16 protein-coding genes are annotated in these 13,912 nt (G+C 61.9%); 7 read left to right on the forward strand and 9 right to left on the reverse strand.

All coding sequences use genetic code 11. The annotated features are described in order from the left end of the window. Nucleotides 1-5 precede the first annotated feature (5 nt). A complete protein-coding gene (locus PPN31114_RS10845) occupies nucleotides 6-1,124 on the forward strand; it encodes an adenosine deaminase family protein (protein WP_150679525.1) in 1,119 nt (372 codons plus the stop codon). Nucleotides 1,125-1,278: 154 nt separating this feature from the next. On the opposite strand, the gene PPN31114_RS10850 is transcribed toward PPN31114_RS10845, so the two are convergent. Next, a complete protein-coding gene (locus PPN31114_RS10850) occupies nucleotides 1,279-1,596 on the reverse strand; it encodes a DUF4148 domain-containing protein (protein WP_174987930.1) in 318 nt (105 codons plus the stop codon). Nucleotides 1,597-2,009: 413 nt separating this feature from the next. Here PPN31114_RS10850 and PPN31114_RS26545 point away from each other — a divergent pair, with 413 nt between their 5' ends. Further along, on the forward strand, nucleotides 2,010-2,135 hold the full coding sequence (locus tag PPN31114_RS26545; protein ID WP_281350963.1) for a hypothetical protein: 126 nt from the start codon (nucleotides 2,010-2,012) through the stop codon (nucleotides 2,133-2,135). A 332-nt stretch (nucleotides 2,136-2,467) separates the two neighbouring features. Further along, nucleotides 2,468-2,716, forward strand: coding sequence for a hypothetical protein (locus PPN31114_RS10855; RefSeq protein WP_150679527.1), 249 nt, complete (start codon nucleotides 2,468-2,470; stop codon nucleotides 2,714-2,716). Nucleotides 2,717-2,821: 105 nt separating this feature from the next. On the opposite strand, the gene PPN31114_RS10860 is transcribed toward PPN31114_RS10855, so the two are convergent. Further along, nucleotides 2,822-4,129, reverse strand: a complete 1,308-nt coding sequence (locus PPN31114_RS10860; protein ID WP_150679528.1) for an MFS transporter — start codon at nucleotides 4,127-4,129, stop codon at nucleotides 2,822-2,824. Nucleotides 4,130-4,289: 160 nt separating this feature from the next. Beyond that, nucleotides 4,290-5,387 carry an iron-containing alcohol dehydrogenase PsrA gene (gene psrA, locus PPN31114_RS10865; protein ID WP_150679529.1) on the reverse strand — a complete coding sequence of 366 codons (1,098 nt, stop codon included), beginning with the start codon at nucleotides 5,385-5,387 and terminating at the stop codon, nucleotides 4,290-4,292. A 262-nt stretch (nucleotides 5,388-5,649) separates the two neighbouring features. On the opposite strand from psrA, the gene PPN31114_RS10870 reads away from it, so the two are divergent. Continuing rightward, complete coding sequence (locus PPN31114_RS10870; RefSeq protein WP_150679530.1) at nucleotides 5,650-6,765, forward strand: Fic family protein; 1,116 nt, start codon at nucleotides 5,650-5,652, stop codon at nucleotides 6,763-6,765. 83 nt (nucleotides 6,766-6,848) lie between these two features. Here PPN31114_RS10870 and PPN31114_RS10875 read toward each other — a convergent pair whose 3' ends face one another. Both PPN31114_RS10875 and PPN31114_RS10880 read right to left on the reverse strand, forming a co-directional pair. Then, a complete protein-coding gene (locus tag PPN31114_RS10875) occupies nucleotides 6,849-7,703 on the reverse strand; it encodes an undecaprenyl-diphosphate phosphatase (RefSeq protein ID WP_150679531.1) in 855 nt (284 codons plus the stop codon). Between the two features lie 238 nt (nucleotides 7,704-7,941). Further along, nucleotides 7,942-9,261 carry an O-acetylhomoserine aminocarboxypropyltransferase/cysteine synthase family protein gene (locus PPN31114_RS10880; protein WP_150679532.1) on the reverse strand — a complete coding sequence of 440 codons (1,320 nt, stop codon included), beginning with the start codon at nucleotides 9,259-9,261 and terminating at the stop codon, nucleotides 7,942-7,944. A gap of 262 nt (nucleotides 9,262-9,523) precedes the next feature. Between PPN31114_RS10880 and PPN31114_RS10885 the strand changes: the two genes are divergently transcribed. Both PPN31114_RS10885 and PPN31114_RS26420 read left to right on the forward strand, forming a co-directional pair. Further along, entirely contained in the window at nucleotides 9,524-10,228 is a 705-nt protein-coding gene (locus PPN31114_RS10885) for a dienelactone hydrolase family protein (protein ID WP_246182508.1), read from the forward strand. Continuing rightward, nucleotides 10,225-10,515 (forward strand): dienelactone hydrolase family protein, encoded by a 291-nt coding sequence (locus PPN31114_RS26420; RefSeq protein ID WP_246182509.1) that lies wholly within the window; start codon nucleotides 10,225-10,227, stop codon nucleotides 10,513-10,515. Before PPN31114_RS10885 ends, PPN31114_RS26420 begins: the two co-directional genes overlap by 4 nt. A gap of 488 nt (nucleotides 10,516-11,003) precedes the next feature. Here the strand turns inward: PPN31114_RS26420 and PPN31114_RS10890 are convergent, their stop codons facing one another. Both PPN31114_RS10890 and PPN31114_RS10895 read right to left on the reverse strand, forming a co-directional pair. Beyond that, complete coding sequence (locus tag PPN31114_RS10890; RefSeq protein WP_150679533.1) at nucleotides 11,004-11,306, reverse strand: DUF4148 domain-containing protein; 303 nt, start codon at nucleotides 11,304-11,306, stop codon at nucleotides 11,004-11,006. Nucleotides 11,307-11,555: 249 nt separating this feature from the next. Then, a complete protein-coding gene (locus tag PPN31114_RS10895; RefSeq protein WP_150679534.1) occupies nucleotides 11,556-11,978 on the reverse strand; it encodes a hypothetical protein in 423 nt (140 codons plus the stop codon). 187 nt (nucleotides 11,979-12,165) lie between these two features. Here PPN31114_RS10895 and PPN31114_RS10900 point away from each other — a divergent pair, with 187 nt between their 5' ends. Further along, nucleotides 12,166-12,510: a DUF2288 domain-containing protein gene (locus PPN31114_RS10900; RefSeq protein ID WP_150679535.1), complete on the forward strand. Its 345-nt coding sequence runs from the start codon at nucleotides 12,166-12,168 to the stop codon at nucleotides 12,508-12,510. Here the strand turns inward: PPN31114_RS10900 and PPN31114_RS10905 are convergent. Beyond that, a complete protein-coding gene (locus PPN31114_RS10905) occupies nucleotides 12,500-12,874 on the reverse strand; it encodes a hypothetical protein (RefSeq protein WP_150679536.1) in 375 nt (124 codons plus the stop codon). The two genes, PPN31114_RS10900 and PPN31114_RS10905, sit on opposite strands and share 11 nt — an antisense overlap. A gap of 53 nt (nucleotides 12,875-12,927) precedes the next feature. Next, nucleotides 12,928-13,821 (reverse strand): LysR family transcriptional regulator, encoded by an 894-nt coding sequence (locus PPN31114_RS10910; protein WP_150679537.1) that lies wholly within the window; start codon nucleotides 13,819-13,821, stop codon nucleotides 12,928-12,930. Nucleotides 13,822-13,912: the final 91 nt, after the last annotated feature.

Consider the following 13,912-nt stretch of genomic DNA (forward strand, 5'->3'; position numbering starts at 1 on the left):
GCGTTATGACAGAGACACCGGGCCATGTGCCCGCCGCACGCACCGGCGTGCAGATTCAGGAGGCACATCGCACGTTCTTCCATGCGATGCCGAAGGTCGAATTGCACTGCCACTTGCTGGGCGCGGTGCGTCACGACACGTTCGTGACGCTGGCCGAGAAATCGAACGCACCGCTCACGCGCGAGGAAATCGACGGGTTTTACACGCGTGGCGAAAAGCCTGTGGGCGTGCTGCGTGTGTTGCGCGCGCTCGACGAATATCTGTTGACGACACCGGACGATCTGCATCGTATCGCCTACGAATATCTGGCCGACGCCGCTGCGCATAACGTGCGCTACAGCGAGTTCTTCTGGAACCCGACGGGCACGGTGCGCACGTCGGGCATTCCGTACGTCGATGCGCAGGACGCCATCGTCGCGGCCATTCGGGATGCCGAGCGCGACCACGGCATCGTGGGCCGTCTGGTGCCGAGCATCGACCGCGAAGCGGATCCGCGCGAAGCCGTCGAGATGGTCGAGTGGATGCGCATGCATCGCGCCGACGAAGTGATCGGCATCGGTATCGACTATCGCGAAAACGACCGTCCGCCGGAGTTCTTCTGGAAGGCGTATCGCAATGCACGTCTGGCGGGTTTCAAGACGACGGCGCATGCGGGGGAATTCGGCACGCCGTGGACGAACGTCGAGACGGCAGTCGAGTTGCTCAAGTGCGATCGCATCGATCACGGCTACACCATCGTCGACGCGCCGGACTTCGCGCGTGAATGCGCTGAGCGCGGCATCGTCTTCACCGTGGTGCCGACCAACTCGTACTACCTGCGCACGCTCACGCCCGAGCGCTGGGCGGAGGATCACCCGATTCGCCGCATGCCGGGGTTGGGCCTCAAGATTCATCCGAACACCGACGATCCGACGCTGCACAAGGTGAATCCGGCGCAGGCGTGGGAGCTGATGTTCAGCCATCTGGGCTTCTCGCTGGATGACTTGCAGACGTTTATGCAAAACGGGTTGGATGGCGCATGGATCGACGACAGCACGCGTCGCGCGTGGCGCCGCACGTTTGCGGTGGAGTTCGATACGGCGCGTCGTGCGCTGGACGCTTCACTCGGTGCGCCTAACGCCTGAGTTACCGCTTTTCCTTGGTCTCACCCGACCTTATGCCGCCTTCGGGCGGCTTTTTTTTGCCGAGGGCATCGGCCAATAAAAAAGCCGCCGATGTGGGCACACCGGCGGCTTCGCATCGCTTGGGGTCGATGCGCGGGCAACTTGAAGCTGACGATTACGAGTGATTGTCCGGGTCGACCAGATTGCGGTCGTTCAATTGGGCACGCACATCGGCACGCGTGATGCCGCTGGCCGGTGCGGCCTTGTCAACTTGCGTTTGCGCGGTCAGCGGCGTGCCGGTTTCGACTTGATTCAGTTGGCCGTCGGCGCGGGCTTGGGCGATTTCGCTGCGAACTTCAGCACGCGAAACTTGGCTTTGACCGGCGAGTTGTTGCGTGTCGCCAATTTGGTTGTCATAACGAGCGTCGGCGAAAGCAGAGGCCGACACGAATGCGGTAGCAGCAACAACAGCAGCAAGGATACGGGTGTTCATGGTGATACTCCTGTCAATTGATTGTGGTCCTTCGTGTTCAGCTAGCGTTCGGGGCATTTCCGCGGTTTTGCTGCGTTGCGGTGTCCGTCGCGTTGGCATGGAATGAATCTTAGGGAAAACCCGTGGTTTTTTCGCAACTGAGCGTCTACAAAACGCAACCATTCGTCTGATTTGAAAAATCTATTGAAAATCAATGATTTGGCGTCGTTAAACCAGGTATATGGCAGGGCGCTGACCTGGTTTGGGCGGTGATTTGGCGGGAAATGCCGCTGCGCGCAATAGCCTCTTTGATGCGATGGGGTTTATTGCAAAGTGCGTCGGCAGTAAAGTGACATTCATGAAGTCAGGCCGACGTCGTGGCTCGCAAGGTGCGCCGCACCGCGGACGATATCGGCCCGTACAGGAGCATAAAAATGGCTGCCCTCGGTTCTTTCCTTTTCTTGGCGAGTGCTTCGTTGCTCACCGCCGCGTATTTGCGCAGCCGTCAGGAACGTGCCAGCCGCTCGCGTCGTCAAGAAGTGCGCATCACGCGCCGTTGATTGCCGAAAAGTGGATGTGATACCGGTCGCCACGCAGTTGCGAAGCTGCGCTGGCGCAGATAGGTGTAACCGGTCGATCTGATGGATGTGGTCTGATGGATGTCATGCGGCGCAAGCCTTAGCTTGCGCGGGGTTCATGCAACGTGAGCCCTTTGGCCAAGATTCGCGATGGTTCAGCTTTCGCGATCAATCGTCTTCCTGCTCCCCCGATTATTTCGTTTTCAGCAATGCGTCCTTCTCCGGGATCGCGTTTTTCTCACGCCTGCGCGAGCGTAGATTGGCGGCAATGGTGGCGCCCGTCGTGGACGTCGCTTCCGACAGGAGAAATGAAAATGAAACACGCTCTGATCGCTTCGGCCTTTGCTGCTGCCCTTTTGACCGTTGGCGCTGCCCAAGCCGCCGAAAACACCCAGCCCGCACAAGCCGCGCAGCCGCAGCAAACGCAACAAGCCGCCCAGGTGCAAGTGCAGCAACAAGCCCAGCCGGGCCCCGTCGCCGCCCAACAAACCACGACCTTGGCACCGGCGTATGAAGTGCCGGGCCGTGTGAACCGCGCTGGTTCGATCTACTTCGGTCAGTAAGTCGGTCGGTATATCGGTCAATAAAGCGACCGATAGGGCCCCAGCGGCCCGCGTCTGCAAAAAAACGACAAGCCGGGGAGCCATCCACCGGCTTGCCGTGCCGACTCAGTAAGTCTTCTTCATTGCCGCAGCGCACGTAGCTGACAGGCATCCCACGACGAGCACATAGACCGCGATCCACCACGGTTGATGGCCGCCGTATTCGAGCAGTGTGGCCGCCACGAGCGGCGTGATCGAGCTCGAAACAATTCCCGACACCTGATACACCACCGAGATGCCCGTGTAACGCACACGCGTGTCGAACAGCTCGCAGAACATCGACGCTTCCGGCCCGTAGACGAACGCGTACACCACCCCCAACGGCAAGATCACCGCAAGCGATACCCACCAGATGTTCGTCGAGTAATGCATGACGGCCAGTGCCGGAATCGACGACACGCCACACGCCAGCGCGCCCCAGCCGAACACCCGGCGGCGACCCACCCGGTCAGAGAGTTTCGATGCGTAGGGAATGGTCACGACGAGCACCAATGCCGCGAGTGTGACCGCCACCAACACCGGCGTTTTCGGGAAGTGCAGCGTTCCGACGAGATACGAGATGGCGAACACGGCGTAGACGTTGAACACGACGCCGTCGATATAGCGCGCGCCCCAGCCGAGCAGCACGTTGCGGCGATAGTCGCGGGCGATTTCCCTGAGCGGCACATGGGCGACATGCTGACTATCTTTGATGCGCGCGAACTCAGGGGTTTCCAGCACTTTCAGGCGGATAAACATGCCCACGGCCACCAGCACGAGACTGAGCATGAAGGCCAGCCGCCAACCCCACGACATGAACTGCGCGTCGGTCAGCGTCGACGAGAGCAAGGCCACCACACCGGTCGACAGACACAACCCGACGGCCAGTCCGATTTGCGGATACGCGGCGAACTGCCCGCGTTTATCGCGCGGCGCGTATTCGAACGCCATCAGCACGGCACCGCCCCATTCGCCGCCGAGACCGATCCCTTGCAGCAAGCGCAGAAACAGCAAGATGAGCGGCGCGGCGATGCCGATGCTGTCGTAACTCGGCACTAGCCCCACAAGGAATGTCGACACCCCCATGATCGTGAGCGTGACGATGAGCAACGGCTTGCGCCCCAGCTTGTCGCCGAAGTGCCCGAACAGAATGCCGCCGAGCGGGCGGGTAGCGAAGCCGACTGCATAGACGGTGTAAGCGAGTGCGGTCGCGACGAAGGCATCGCCGCTGGGGAAGAAGAGTTTGTTGAAGACGAGTCCCGTGACGGTGCCGTACAGGAAGAAGTCATACCATTCGACGGTCGTGCCGATCAGACTGGCTAACGCCACCGTCCGCACCGCTTTTTCGGCAGAGACGGTATCGCTGCTGCCGATCCCGTTGAGAACCTGTTCCATTGCGCCTCCTGTTGGTGCGCCGCGCCGTGGCGGCGCGCTGCGACGCACCGGTCTGCGCCGGGGCGTCTGTCTCCATAGTTGTCTCGTGACCGCGCGTTGGACCGGCGGCTGTTTTTTCGATAATGGCTGTTGCGGGGACTGCGGGTAAATCTGGTAAACCTCAGACGGTCGCGCCGATGAAATTGCGGCCGCGCGGACCGTCGAGGGCGGCGGCGATCATGGCGGTCGATTCCGGCTCGGTGACACCGTAGGCCGAAAACTCCGTCGCGACGCCCAACCCGTTCAGAAACGCGGTGAGCTTCTCGGGCGCGCCAGCGACGTCACCATCGAATACCTGCGCGAGCACTGCGTCACGATCGGCGCGTCGGCCAATGGCCAGACGCATCACGGCTGGTAGCGTGAACGAGCACGCAATGCCGTGCGGCAGCCCGTGGCGGATCGTCATGTCGTACGAAATCGAATGGGCGAGGGCGGTCTTCGTATTCGAGAACGCCATGCCGGCGCGCAGCGCGGCCAACGCCGCATCACGGCGCAGTGCGGCGTCGTCGAGTGAGGCCATGAGCCGCGGCAGCACGCGCATCATGTCGCGCGCGGCCGTGACGGCGAAGGTGTCGGAAATCGGATTTGCGTTGACGTTCCAGATGGCTTCGAGGGCATGCGAGAGCGCGTCGAGGCCACTTTGCAACGTGACGGAGCGCGGCAACGAGCGCGCGAGCAGGGGATCGACGATGGCGGCTTCGGGCCACGTTTCGGGCAGATGCAGCGAGTATTTCTTGCGCTTTACGTGACGATCCCAGAGCGTGGCCCACGGCGTGACTTCACTGCCGGTGCCTGCGGTCGTCGGTATTGTAATGAGGCGTTTGGTACGTGCCGGTTGGAACGTGCCACCGGCATCGAGCGCATCTACCAACGTACTGAAGCGATCGTCGTCGCCCGCCACCATCAGCAGCTTGGCCGTGTCGAGCGCGCTGCCGCCGCCGAGTGCCACGATGACCTCGCATTGGCCGTAGCGACGCCAGAAGTCGCCGTACATCGGGGCCAGTTCGCGCACGTCGGGGTTCGGGCTGACTTGATCGATCACACCGGCGAGTCGGCTGCCAAGCAGGGCCTCGACTTGCCCCGTCATCCCCAGCGCACGGGCTTCTGGCATGGTGACCAGCACGGCGCGCCGCTGGCCGACGAGGGCTGGCAGACGGGCGAGGGCACCGTCGCCGAAATGGACGTCGACAGGGTTGTGAAAGCGCGAGCGATCAGTCATGGCAAATGGCGGGGACGATGCCGCACGTGTCGCTTCGCACCCTGCAAAGCGATCGGTTGGCGAGAGGTTGTGCTGGAGTATGGTGAGCCCCGCTCCATACTTCAAATTCACATTTTTCTGTCGATGTATTGAGAAAAGCTATGAATTGGCCCGTGGCACGCGTAATACGGATGACCCGCTTGCGGTGAATAGCGAGGTTAATCGCCGCAGAATTTGCGGTGATTAAATTGCGTAGGCGGTGATTCTTCGCCATAATCGCCGCATGGAACGCGGTGATTGGCTCTATCTCTGGCAGGCCCCTGAATGGCCAGCAATGCGCTACGACATGGCGGTGTTAGCCCGTCCGCTTGCGCGCGTCAGTCGCGCACAGGGGCGGCTTTATGGCCGAATGGCGGATGTTGGGATGTCGCTGCGCGACGAGGCGAGTCTCGCGGCGCTGACGCAGGATGTCCTCAAGACCAGCGCAATCGAAGGTGAACAGCTCGACCCGGCATCGGTGCGCTCGTCCATCGCGCATCGGCTCGGTGTCGACATCGGTGCGTTGGCGCCCGTCGACCGACACGTCGAAGGCGTTGTGGAAATGATTCTCGACGCCACGCAGAACAGTGCCAAGCCCGTGACGCGCGAGCGACTCTTCGGTTGGCACGCCGCCCTTTTTCCGACTGGCTATTCGGGCATGTCGCGCATTTCCGTGGCGAACTGGCGCGACGACGCCAATGGGGCGATGCAAGTCGTCTCAGGTCCGCTCACCCGTCAGCGGGTGCATTACGAGGCTCCGCCCGCCGCAAGCATCGACGACGAAATGACTCGCTTTCTCGCCTGGCTGAATCATGAGTCGGACGAACTCGCCTTGATCAAGGCAGGACTTGCCCATTTTTGGTTTGTGACGCTGCACCCGTTCGACGATGGCAATGGACGAATCGCGCGCGCCATCGGCGATTTGCTGCTGGCTCGCGGAGACGGCAGTTCGCAGCGCTTTTATAGTTTGTCTGCGCAGATTCAGCGTGAGCGCAAGGGTTACTACGAAATTCTCGAACGAACCCAAAAGGGCACGTTAGATGTCACTGCGTGGCTGCTGTGGTTCTACGATGCTCTGGAGCGTGCCATCGAGCATGCCGACAAGACGCTTGATTCGGTACTGCGTAAGGCGCACCTGTGGCAGCAATGGGCGACGGTTGCGCTCAACACGCGACAGATCAAAGTGCTCAATCGGCTGCTCGACGGCTTCGAGGGCAAGCTCACGAACGCGAAATGGGCGGCGCTCGCAAAGTGCTCGCCGGACACCGCATTGCGCGACATCACGGAATTGCTCGATCACGGCGTGCTGCGCAAAGGCAGTGGGGCCGGGCGCAATACGTCTTACGAGTTGGCGGACTGATTTCGTCCTTGTGTGCGGCACGCGCGTCAACGACAAAGGCCGGTGCGAAGCACCGGCCTTTTACCTTTAAGCGCACGAGTACGTCAGTTCAGGTACTGGCTCGAGAACAGCACCACGACCGATGCCACGAGGCAGTAAATGCCGAACAGGTACCAGCGGCCGTGCTCCAGCCAGCGCGAGAGCCAGCGCAGCGCGATCAAACCGGCGAAGAAGCTGAACAACATGCCCACGAGACACGGCGTGAGTACCGCCATGAAGTGCCCCGAGAACGCTTGCGTCGCGCCGGATTTGTACAGGCGGTAGGCTTCTTTGACGATCACGGGCGGCGTGAGCACCACCGCCAGCGCAAAGCTGAATTCCTCGACGCGAATCTTGTCGAGCCCGCGCAGCATACCGGTCGAGATCGTCGAACCCGAACGCGAGAAGCCACGGAACGGCAGGCACACGCCCTGCACCGCGCCGATCCACGCCGAGTCGGCCGCCCGCATCGGACGATCGCCCATCGGCGGGCGCTTGCGGCCCGAGATCAGGATCAAAATGCCCGCCATCGCGAGACCCGCCGAGATGATGTACAGATTGCCGAACAGATGCTCGATCTCGGAGTGCTGCGTGCCCCGCATCAGTACCTTCTCGATGAACAGCATCAACGCGATACCGATCACGCCGGTGAACGCCGTGGCGACGATCACTTGCTTGGCGTTGTGAATGAAATCCCGTCGCGACGAGAAATAACGCTCGCGCCACGATTTCCAGAAATACACGATCACCGCCAGCATCGTGCCGGTGTGCAGCATTACCAGCAGCAACGTCATCTCGGGGGCGGTCGGGTCGAGGCCCATCAGCTTCTCGGCCATGATGACGTGTGCAGAACTAGAAACGGGCAACAACTCCGCCACGCCCTGCACAATCGCGAGCACCAGCACTTGCAAATAGTCCATGCGCAATCCTTGGGAAATGGGCAAGCACACTACGCTGTCATCATGTCTTTTTTGTGACAGTCATATGACGGCGTCGCCGATCCCTGCCCCGACCGGCTGCCGCGCATGATAACCCGTCAGAATTGGCTTTGAATGAGGGCTTTGCCGGGCCGCCCAGCCGCTGCGGAAACGACAACGGGCGACGTTGCCGCCGCCCGTTGTACCTGCCGGAACCGCGCAGGAAATGATCGGGATGTACTTACGTCCGCGCGAGTGCCTGATCCAGATCGGCCAGCAAGTCGTCGATGTGTTCGATACCGATCGACAGGCGCACCGTTTCTTCACTCACGCCCGCCTTACGCAGTTCCTCGGGCGAGAGTTGGCGGTGCGTGGTCGACGCCGGGTGGGTCGCCAGCGACTTGGCGTCGCCAATGTTCACCAGGCGCGTGAAGAGTTGCAGGGCGTCTTGGAATGCCGCGCCGCCCGTACGACCACCTTTCACACCAAACGTCAGAATGCCCGGGCCGCGGCCCGACAGGTACTTCTGCACGAGTGCGTTGTCGGGATGCTCCGGCAGACCGGCGTAATTCACCCATTCCACCTTCGGGTGCTTCTTGAGGAACTGAGCGACTTTCAGCGCGTTCTCGGTAATGCGGTCCAAACGCAGCGCCAGCGTCTCGATACCCTGCAAGATCTGGAAGGCGTTGAACGGCGAGATGGCCGCGCCCGTGTTGCGCAGCGGCACGACGCGCGCACGTCCGATGTAGGCCGCCGGTCCGAAGGCTTCCGTATAAACCACGCCGTGATAGCTCACATCCGGCTCGTTCAGGCGCTTGAAGCGGGTCTTATGCTCGGCCCACGGGAATTTGCCGGAGTCGACGATGGCGCCGCCCAAGCTCGTGCCGTGGCCGCCGAGGTATTTGGTGAGCGAGTGCACGACGATATCGGCACCGTGCTCGAACGGACGCAGCAGATAGGGCGACGGCACGGTGTTGTCGATGATGAGCGGAATGCCGTGGCGGTGCGCGATCTCGGCGAGCTTGGCGATGTCAGTGATGTTGCCGAGCGGGTTGCCCACAGACTCGGCGAAGATCGCCTTGGTGCGCTCGTCGATCAGCGGCTCGAACGATTCGGGCTCGCGCGGATCGGCAAAGCGCGTGGTGATGCCCGAGAGCGGCAGCGTGTGAGCGAGCAGGTTGTACGTGCCGCCGTACAGCGTGCTGGCCGACACGATGTTGTCGCCTGCCTCGGCAATGGTCTGAATCGCGTAGGCGACGGCCGCTTGACCCGATGCGAGGGCCAGGGCTGCCACACCGCCTTCGAGGGCCGCGACGCGCTGTTCCAGCACGTCCTGCGTCGGATTCATGATGCGCGTGTAGATGTTGCCGGGCACCTTCAGATCGAACAGGTCGGCACCGTGCTGCGTGTCGTCGAACGCGTAGGCCACGGTCTGATAAATCGGTACGGCCACGGCGCGCGTGGTCGGATCGGGGCGGTAGCCGCCGTGCACAGCCAGCGTCTCGAGGCGCCAGTTCGGGGCTTGTGCAGCGTCTTCTGCCGGTTGCGTCTTCTCGGTCATGTCGTTTGTCTCCGGATAAACATGACGTTCCATACACGGAACGGGTTGATGAGCAGGTTGGAAGCAGGTCGATGTTGCTTAGGTATCCGATGACATTCTAATGGGCCGCTCCGGCGCCGCTTATCTCCGATCGGCACATGCTTAGCGCCGTGTGCGCCCAACCATTCGTAATATGACGCGCGCAGGTGCTTACGTTTGGCGTCGATACGGCTGGATATACTCGATTCACCCTGTATTCGCCCTGCTCCGGAGTCGCACGGTCATGATGGTTCGTTCCGCACGCATTACCCGCTTCAGTGCCCGCTTCAGTGCCCGGTTCAGTGTCCGGTTCAGTGTCCGCTACGGTGCCCGCGCGGTGGCCCGCTGTGCGTTGATGCTCGCTGTCGTTGCCGGAGGATGGTCGGCGGCCGCGCACGCGCAAGAGAAGGTGAGCATCGCGTCGCTGGACACCGACAACTCCGGTAAGCCGGTGATGCTCGATGCTTATCTCTTTCGGGCGACCAACGCCAACGGGCCGACGCCCGCCGTCGTGTTTATGCACGGCTGCAATGGGATGCTGACGCGCAAAGGCAAGATCGACAGCCGTGAGCTCGACTGGGCGCATCGGTTCAATGCGCTGGGCTACACGGTGCTGGCGGTCGATAGCTTTACTTCGCGCGGACAAGCCAGCGAGTGCCGGGGTGGGGGAGATGTGCGACCGTCGGTGGAGCGCCCGCGTGACGCGTATGGGGCGCTGCGGTATTTGCAGCAGTTGCCTGGTATCGCGCCGAACCGCATCGCACTGATGGGCTGGTCGCATGGCGGCGGCACGGTGTTGTTCTCGGTGGGGCCGAGAGGTCCGGGTCAGGCATCGGTAGCGACGTCTGCCGCCGTTGCCTCGGCTCCCGTCACTGCGCCGGATTTCGCTGCGGCGGTCGCCTTTCTCCGGGCTGGTGCAACACGAAGGCGCAGGGGGCGGATTGGATGACGCGTATCCCCGTGCTGGTGTTGATCGGTGCTGACGATGTGTGGTCCAAGCCGGTGCCCTGTGACGCTTTCATCAAGGACGTCACCGCCAAGGGCGCGCCCGTGACCTTCCACATGTATCCGGGCGCGTATCACGACTTCGATTACCCGAACCTGCCGTTGCGCTCGCGCCCCGAGTTCACCAACCCCAAAACGCATATCGTGCCGATCACCGGCACGCAGCCGGAAGCGCGCGACGACGCCATCGAACGCGTCACGGCATTTCTTGCGAAGGTTTTTGCTTCCTGATGTTTGGGGGCTTCCGATTCGGTGCCAAATCTCGATGATCTGAGGCAGAGGCCCGCCACTCGGGCCTTTGCGGGCGATTAGGGCCAGGTTGTGCACTGGGTATCCACAGGATAATCACCGCAAAACCCCAGTATTTCCACAGGAAATCCACAGGGAAATGCCGAGTTGTCCATGGCATATCCACAGCCTGTGCACGGCTTATCCACGGGATATCCACCGGAAATTGCCCACTTATCCCGGTGTTATCCCGAGGGTATCCCTTGACTGTCCACAGACTTATCCCCGGCCCGGTCACAGCTTATTCACCGGGTTATCGACAGACTTGTCCACAGGGGTTGGCCGACGTGCCACGGGATGTGACGTGCGCACAAAACAAAATCGGCCGCTAAATTGCGGCCGATTTGTCATCGGTAGTGCTGGGTGACCGAAGCCCGGAGTCGCAGCGTGCCTAAGTCAGGCACCGGCTCACGGACATAGGCCACATGCGATTAGCTGCCGAAGTAAGTGCTACCTGCGCTGGCAACGTTGGTCACCGAACCTGCCATCACCGGCTGTGCAGCACCACCCACCTTAGCAACCGTCGTCGGGTAGACCGAGTCGTGTTGTTCGAGCAGACCAGCTTGTTGGGCTTGGATCAGTTCCGTACGGACCTGTGCGCGGCTCAAGGCGCTAGTTTGCGGAACCCATGCGAATTCCGAAGGACCTTCGAACGCGTCGCTAGCAAAGGCCGAACCGGCCGACACAGCAAGCATTGCGGAAACCAGAGCCGAGGTAATAAGAGTGCGCTTCATGATGTTTTCTCCTGTCGTTTGAACGTTGGCGGTGTTCGCTTTTTCGTTTCACCGTCGACAGTTGCAGTCTATTGCCGCCATCAATCGCAATAAAGTCGATAATTGTCTATTTTGAATTGCTATTTCAGAAATAATGTGTGCAAGCCAAGCAGGGCGTGCAAACGACACCGCCGCCCGGGCGTGAGCCTCGGGCGGCGGTGGGAGACGCGATCAGCGGAAAACGCCTTAGCGGCTTAACGACTTGACGGCTTAAGCGTCGTCGTCGAGCCAGGGCACTTCCACATCGGTCAGGAACGCGACCATGGCGAGCGGGCGGGCTTCGTGATGGCCAAGCTTGCCATCGGCGCGATGCCACTCGACTTGGAACGTCTCGGGATACTTGTCGGCGCGAAGCTGCACGGTGCGCAGTTCTTCTTCGTCAGCCTCTTCGATGGGGCCATCGAACGACAGCACCAGCGACTGCGGCCAAACGCCGTCTTCCGGGTCGTAAATCTTGTCGCCACCCGGCACGTCCACAACGGCGTCGACGCCGATCGTCTTCGACGCTGCCACAATCATCTCGCCAAGCGCGCGCAGCAAGGCAGTGGCGCGCGCGGAATTGATCTGACGCATGGCAAGGTCGCCGCGTGTCAGGGCTTGTTCCAGCTTGGGATCGGTTTTTTGTTTGGTCATGCGGGTCCTCGGTAAAACGTTAGTCACCACGCAGCGCGGCGAGTGATGCCACTTCCGACTCCAGCGGCGTGCGTGGGGTTCCGATGCTACCACCGTCGCGCGCGCCGGGGCGCATTACAATGCGGCTTTCGTCATTTGTCTTACCCCGGGTGCAGCCAATTCCTAGCGCGCACCGTCTGGAGCCGTCATGGATTCGCCCAAGCAAGATCAAGCCCCCCAAGCCAACCCCCACGCTGCCAGCGAGACGTATACGCGTTTGCTCGGCGAGACCGCCAAAATCGACTGGAAGGATCTGGAGTCGTTTTTCGCGCGCGGCGTGCTGCTGTACGTGGCACCGGGCGTCGATCTCGTGTCGGTCGCCGAAGCCGTGGCCAACGACGATACGCCGGTCGTCACGCAGTGGCTCTCGTCGGGCATGGTCGAACGCATGCAAGCCGAACAGGCCAGCGATTTTGCCGCGCGCACGCCCGAGTTGTGGGCCGTCGTCGTGGCCCCGTGGGTGCTCGTTCAGGAACGCTCAGTTACTCCGTAATTCCCGCTTCGTGCAGGCGTCGCGTGCAGTCTTCCAACAAGTCTTGCGCGACGGCCGACGCATACGCGTAGTCCGCGTCGAGCGACTCCGTCATCTCGTGCGCGGTGTACAAGCCAGCTTCGCGAGAGAGCGTGCCGGCCAGTTCGCGCGCAAAGTCGTCACTCAATTCCGAAAGCACACGCCGCTCGGCCATCGGCAATTGCAGCTTCGAGCGCGAGAGCCAGAGTTGCGCGAGCGAGGCTCCCTGCTTGTCGGTCATCCACTGTCCGTGTTCGTAATACGCCGACAGCCGCTCGGCGGTCAGCGCGAACAGTAGCGCACGACGGGTGTTGAAGTTCAGACGAATCGGTGTGGGTTCCGGCATGACGGGTGCACTCTCTGATAGATGGGGAGCAAGGGCGCGAGGGCGCAAAGGTATCACGCGAATAGCCGCAACAGCGCAGTGCGCGCGTGGCGGATCAGGTCGGTCTCGTCGGCGCGTCCGGGCAGCAGATGGAATTCAGCGCGCGGCAATGGCGGCAAACCGAGCGAGGGCGGGCAGACGATCAGGTCGGATGTCAGCGCCGATTCGTTGAGACACGAAATGCCCAGTCCCGCGCCCAGCGCTAACTGCATGCCCGCAACGCCCGCTGCCGAGTGCGATACGCGATACGGCACCTTGTGACGCTCCAGCACACTGAGCACCAGGCTTTGCAGCGCGCAAGAGGGCGGCAGCGTGACCAGCGGCAACGGTTCGCCCAGCGGCTCGGCCAGCGTCGACGACATCGCCCAAACCAAACGCTCACGCCGCACCAGCGTGCCCGGCGTGCGGTAGCCCAGCGCCTTCGCGCCCTTGCCGACATCCTCGTTCGTCAACCGTAAGGCGAGCCCGACATCGAAATGCTCGCCGGTTAGCGCCGTGCGCTCGATCTGCGCACTCTGCATCGCACTCACATGTAAGCGCAGGCGCGGGTACAGACTCGCGAAGCGCTTGAGCACGCGGCCTACATCGTGCGGACGGTAGTAGTCGGTGATGGCAATGCGCAACTCGCCGTCGAGCAAAACGCCCTGCAAGTCTTCGAACGCGGCTTCGGAGAGCGCCGAGATTTGCCGCGCGTAGGCAATGAGCCGCGTCCCCGCAGGCGTCGGGCGCATGCCTTTGCGCGAGCGCACCAGCAACGGCTGGCCCGCGCGCTCTTCCAATTTCTTGAGTTGTTCGCTGACCGTCGATTGCGACAGGAAGATCAGCTCGGCGGCCGCGGAAATGCTGCCTGCATCGTGAATCGCGATGAAAGTGCGTAACTGCGTGAGGTCGAAGGCGCGGGCGTTCATGGCGGCTCCCGGGTGGGCGGTATCGCTTAAGGATCCGGTCGATCCCGCCAATCTCTTCGATCCCCTCGATCTGATAAGGCGCAGGACAGAT

This window comes from Pandoraea pneumonica (assembly GCF_902459645.1).
Classification (GTDB): domain Bacteria; phylum Pseudomonadota; class Gammaproteobacteria; order Burkholderiales; family Burkholderiaceae; genus Pandoraea; species Pandoraea pneumonica.

What these genes read in the sequence shown, in the direction of transcription:
- PPN31114_RS10845 (WP_150679525.1), top strand. Translation starts at nt 6, where the DNA reads ATGACAGAGACACCGGGCCATGTGCCCGCCGCACGCACCGGCGTGCAG.
- PPN31114_RS10850 (WP_174987930.1), bottom strand. Translation starts at nt 1,596, where the DNA reads ATGAACACCCGTATCCTTGCTGCTGTTGTTGCTGCTACCGCATTCGTG.
- PPN31114_RS26545 (WP_281350963.1), top strand. Translation starts at nt 2,010, where the DNA reads ATGGCTGCCCTCGGTTCTTTCCTTTTCTTGGCGAGTGCTTCGTTGCTC.
- PPN31114_RS10855 (WP_150679527.1), top strand. Translation starts at nt 2,468, where the DNA reads ATGAAACACGCTCTGATCGCTTCGGCCTTTGCTGCTGCCCTTTTGACC.
- PPN31114_RS10860 (WP_150679528.1), bottom strand. Translation starts at nt 4,129, where the DNA reads ATGGAACAGGTTCTCAACGGGATCGGCAGCAGCGATACCGTCTCTGCC.
- psrA (WP_150679529.1), bottom strand. Translation starts at nt 5,387, where the DNA reads ATGACTGATCGCTCGCGCTTTCACAACCCTGTCGACGTCCATTTCGGC.
- PPN31114_RS10870 (WP_150679530.1), top strand. Translation starts at nt 5,650, where the DNA reads ATGGAACGCGGTGATTGGCTCTATCTCTGGCAGGCCCCTGAATGGCCA.
- PPN31114_RS10875 (WP_150679531.1), bottom strand. Translation starts at nt 7,703, where the DNA reads ATGGACTATTTGCAAGTGCTGGTGCTCGCGATTGTGCAGGGCGTGGCG.
- PPN31114_RS10880 (WP_150679532.1), bottom strand. Translation starts at nt 9,261, where the DNA reads ATGACCGAGAAGACGCAACCGGCAGAAGACGCTGCACAAGCCCCGAAC.
- PPN31114_RS10885 (WP_246182508.1), top strand. Translation starts at nt 9,524, where the DNA reads ATGATGGTTCGTTCCGCACGCATTACCCGCTTCAGTGCCCGCTTCAGT.
- PPN31114_RS26420 (WP_246182509.1), top strand. Translation starts at nt 10,225, where the DNA reads ATGACGCGTATCCCCGTGCTGGTGTTGATCGGTGCTGACGATGTGTGG.
- PPN31114_RS10890 (WP_150679533.1), bottom strand. Translation starts at nt 11,306, where the DNA reads ATGAAGCGCACTCTTATTACCTCGGCTCTGGTTTCCGCAATGCTTGCT.
- PPN31114_RS10895 (WP_150679534.1), bottom strand. Translation starts at nt 11,978, where the DNA reads ATGACCAAACAAAAAACCGATCCCAAGCTGGAACAAGCCCTGACACGC.
- PPN31114_RS10900 (WP_150679535.1), top strand. Translation starts at nt 12,166, where the DNA reads ATGGATTCGCCCAAGCAAGATCAAGCCCCCCAAGCCAACCCCCACGCT.
- PPN31114_RS10905 (WP_150679536.1), bottom strand. Translation starts at nt 12,874, where the DNA reads ATGCCGGAACCCACACCGATTCGTCTGAACTTCAACACCCGTCGTGCG.
- PPN31114_RS10910 (WP_150679537.1), bottom strand. Translation starts at nt 13,821, where the DNA reads ATGAACGCCCGCGCCTTCGACCTCACGCAGTTACGCACTTTCATCGCG.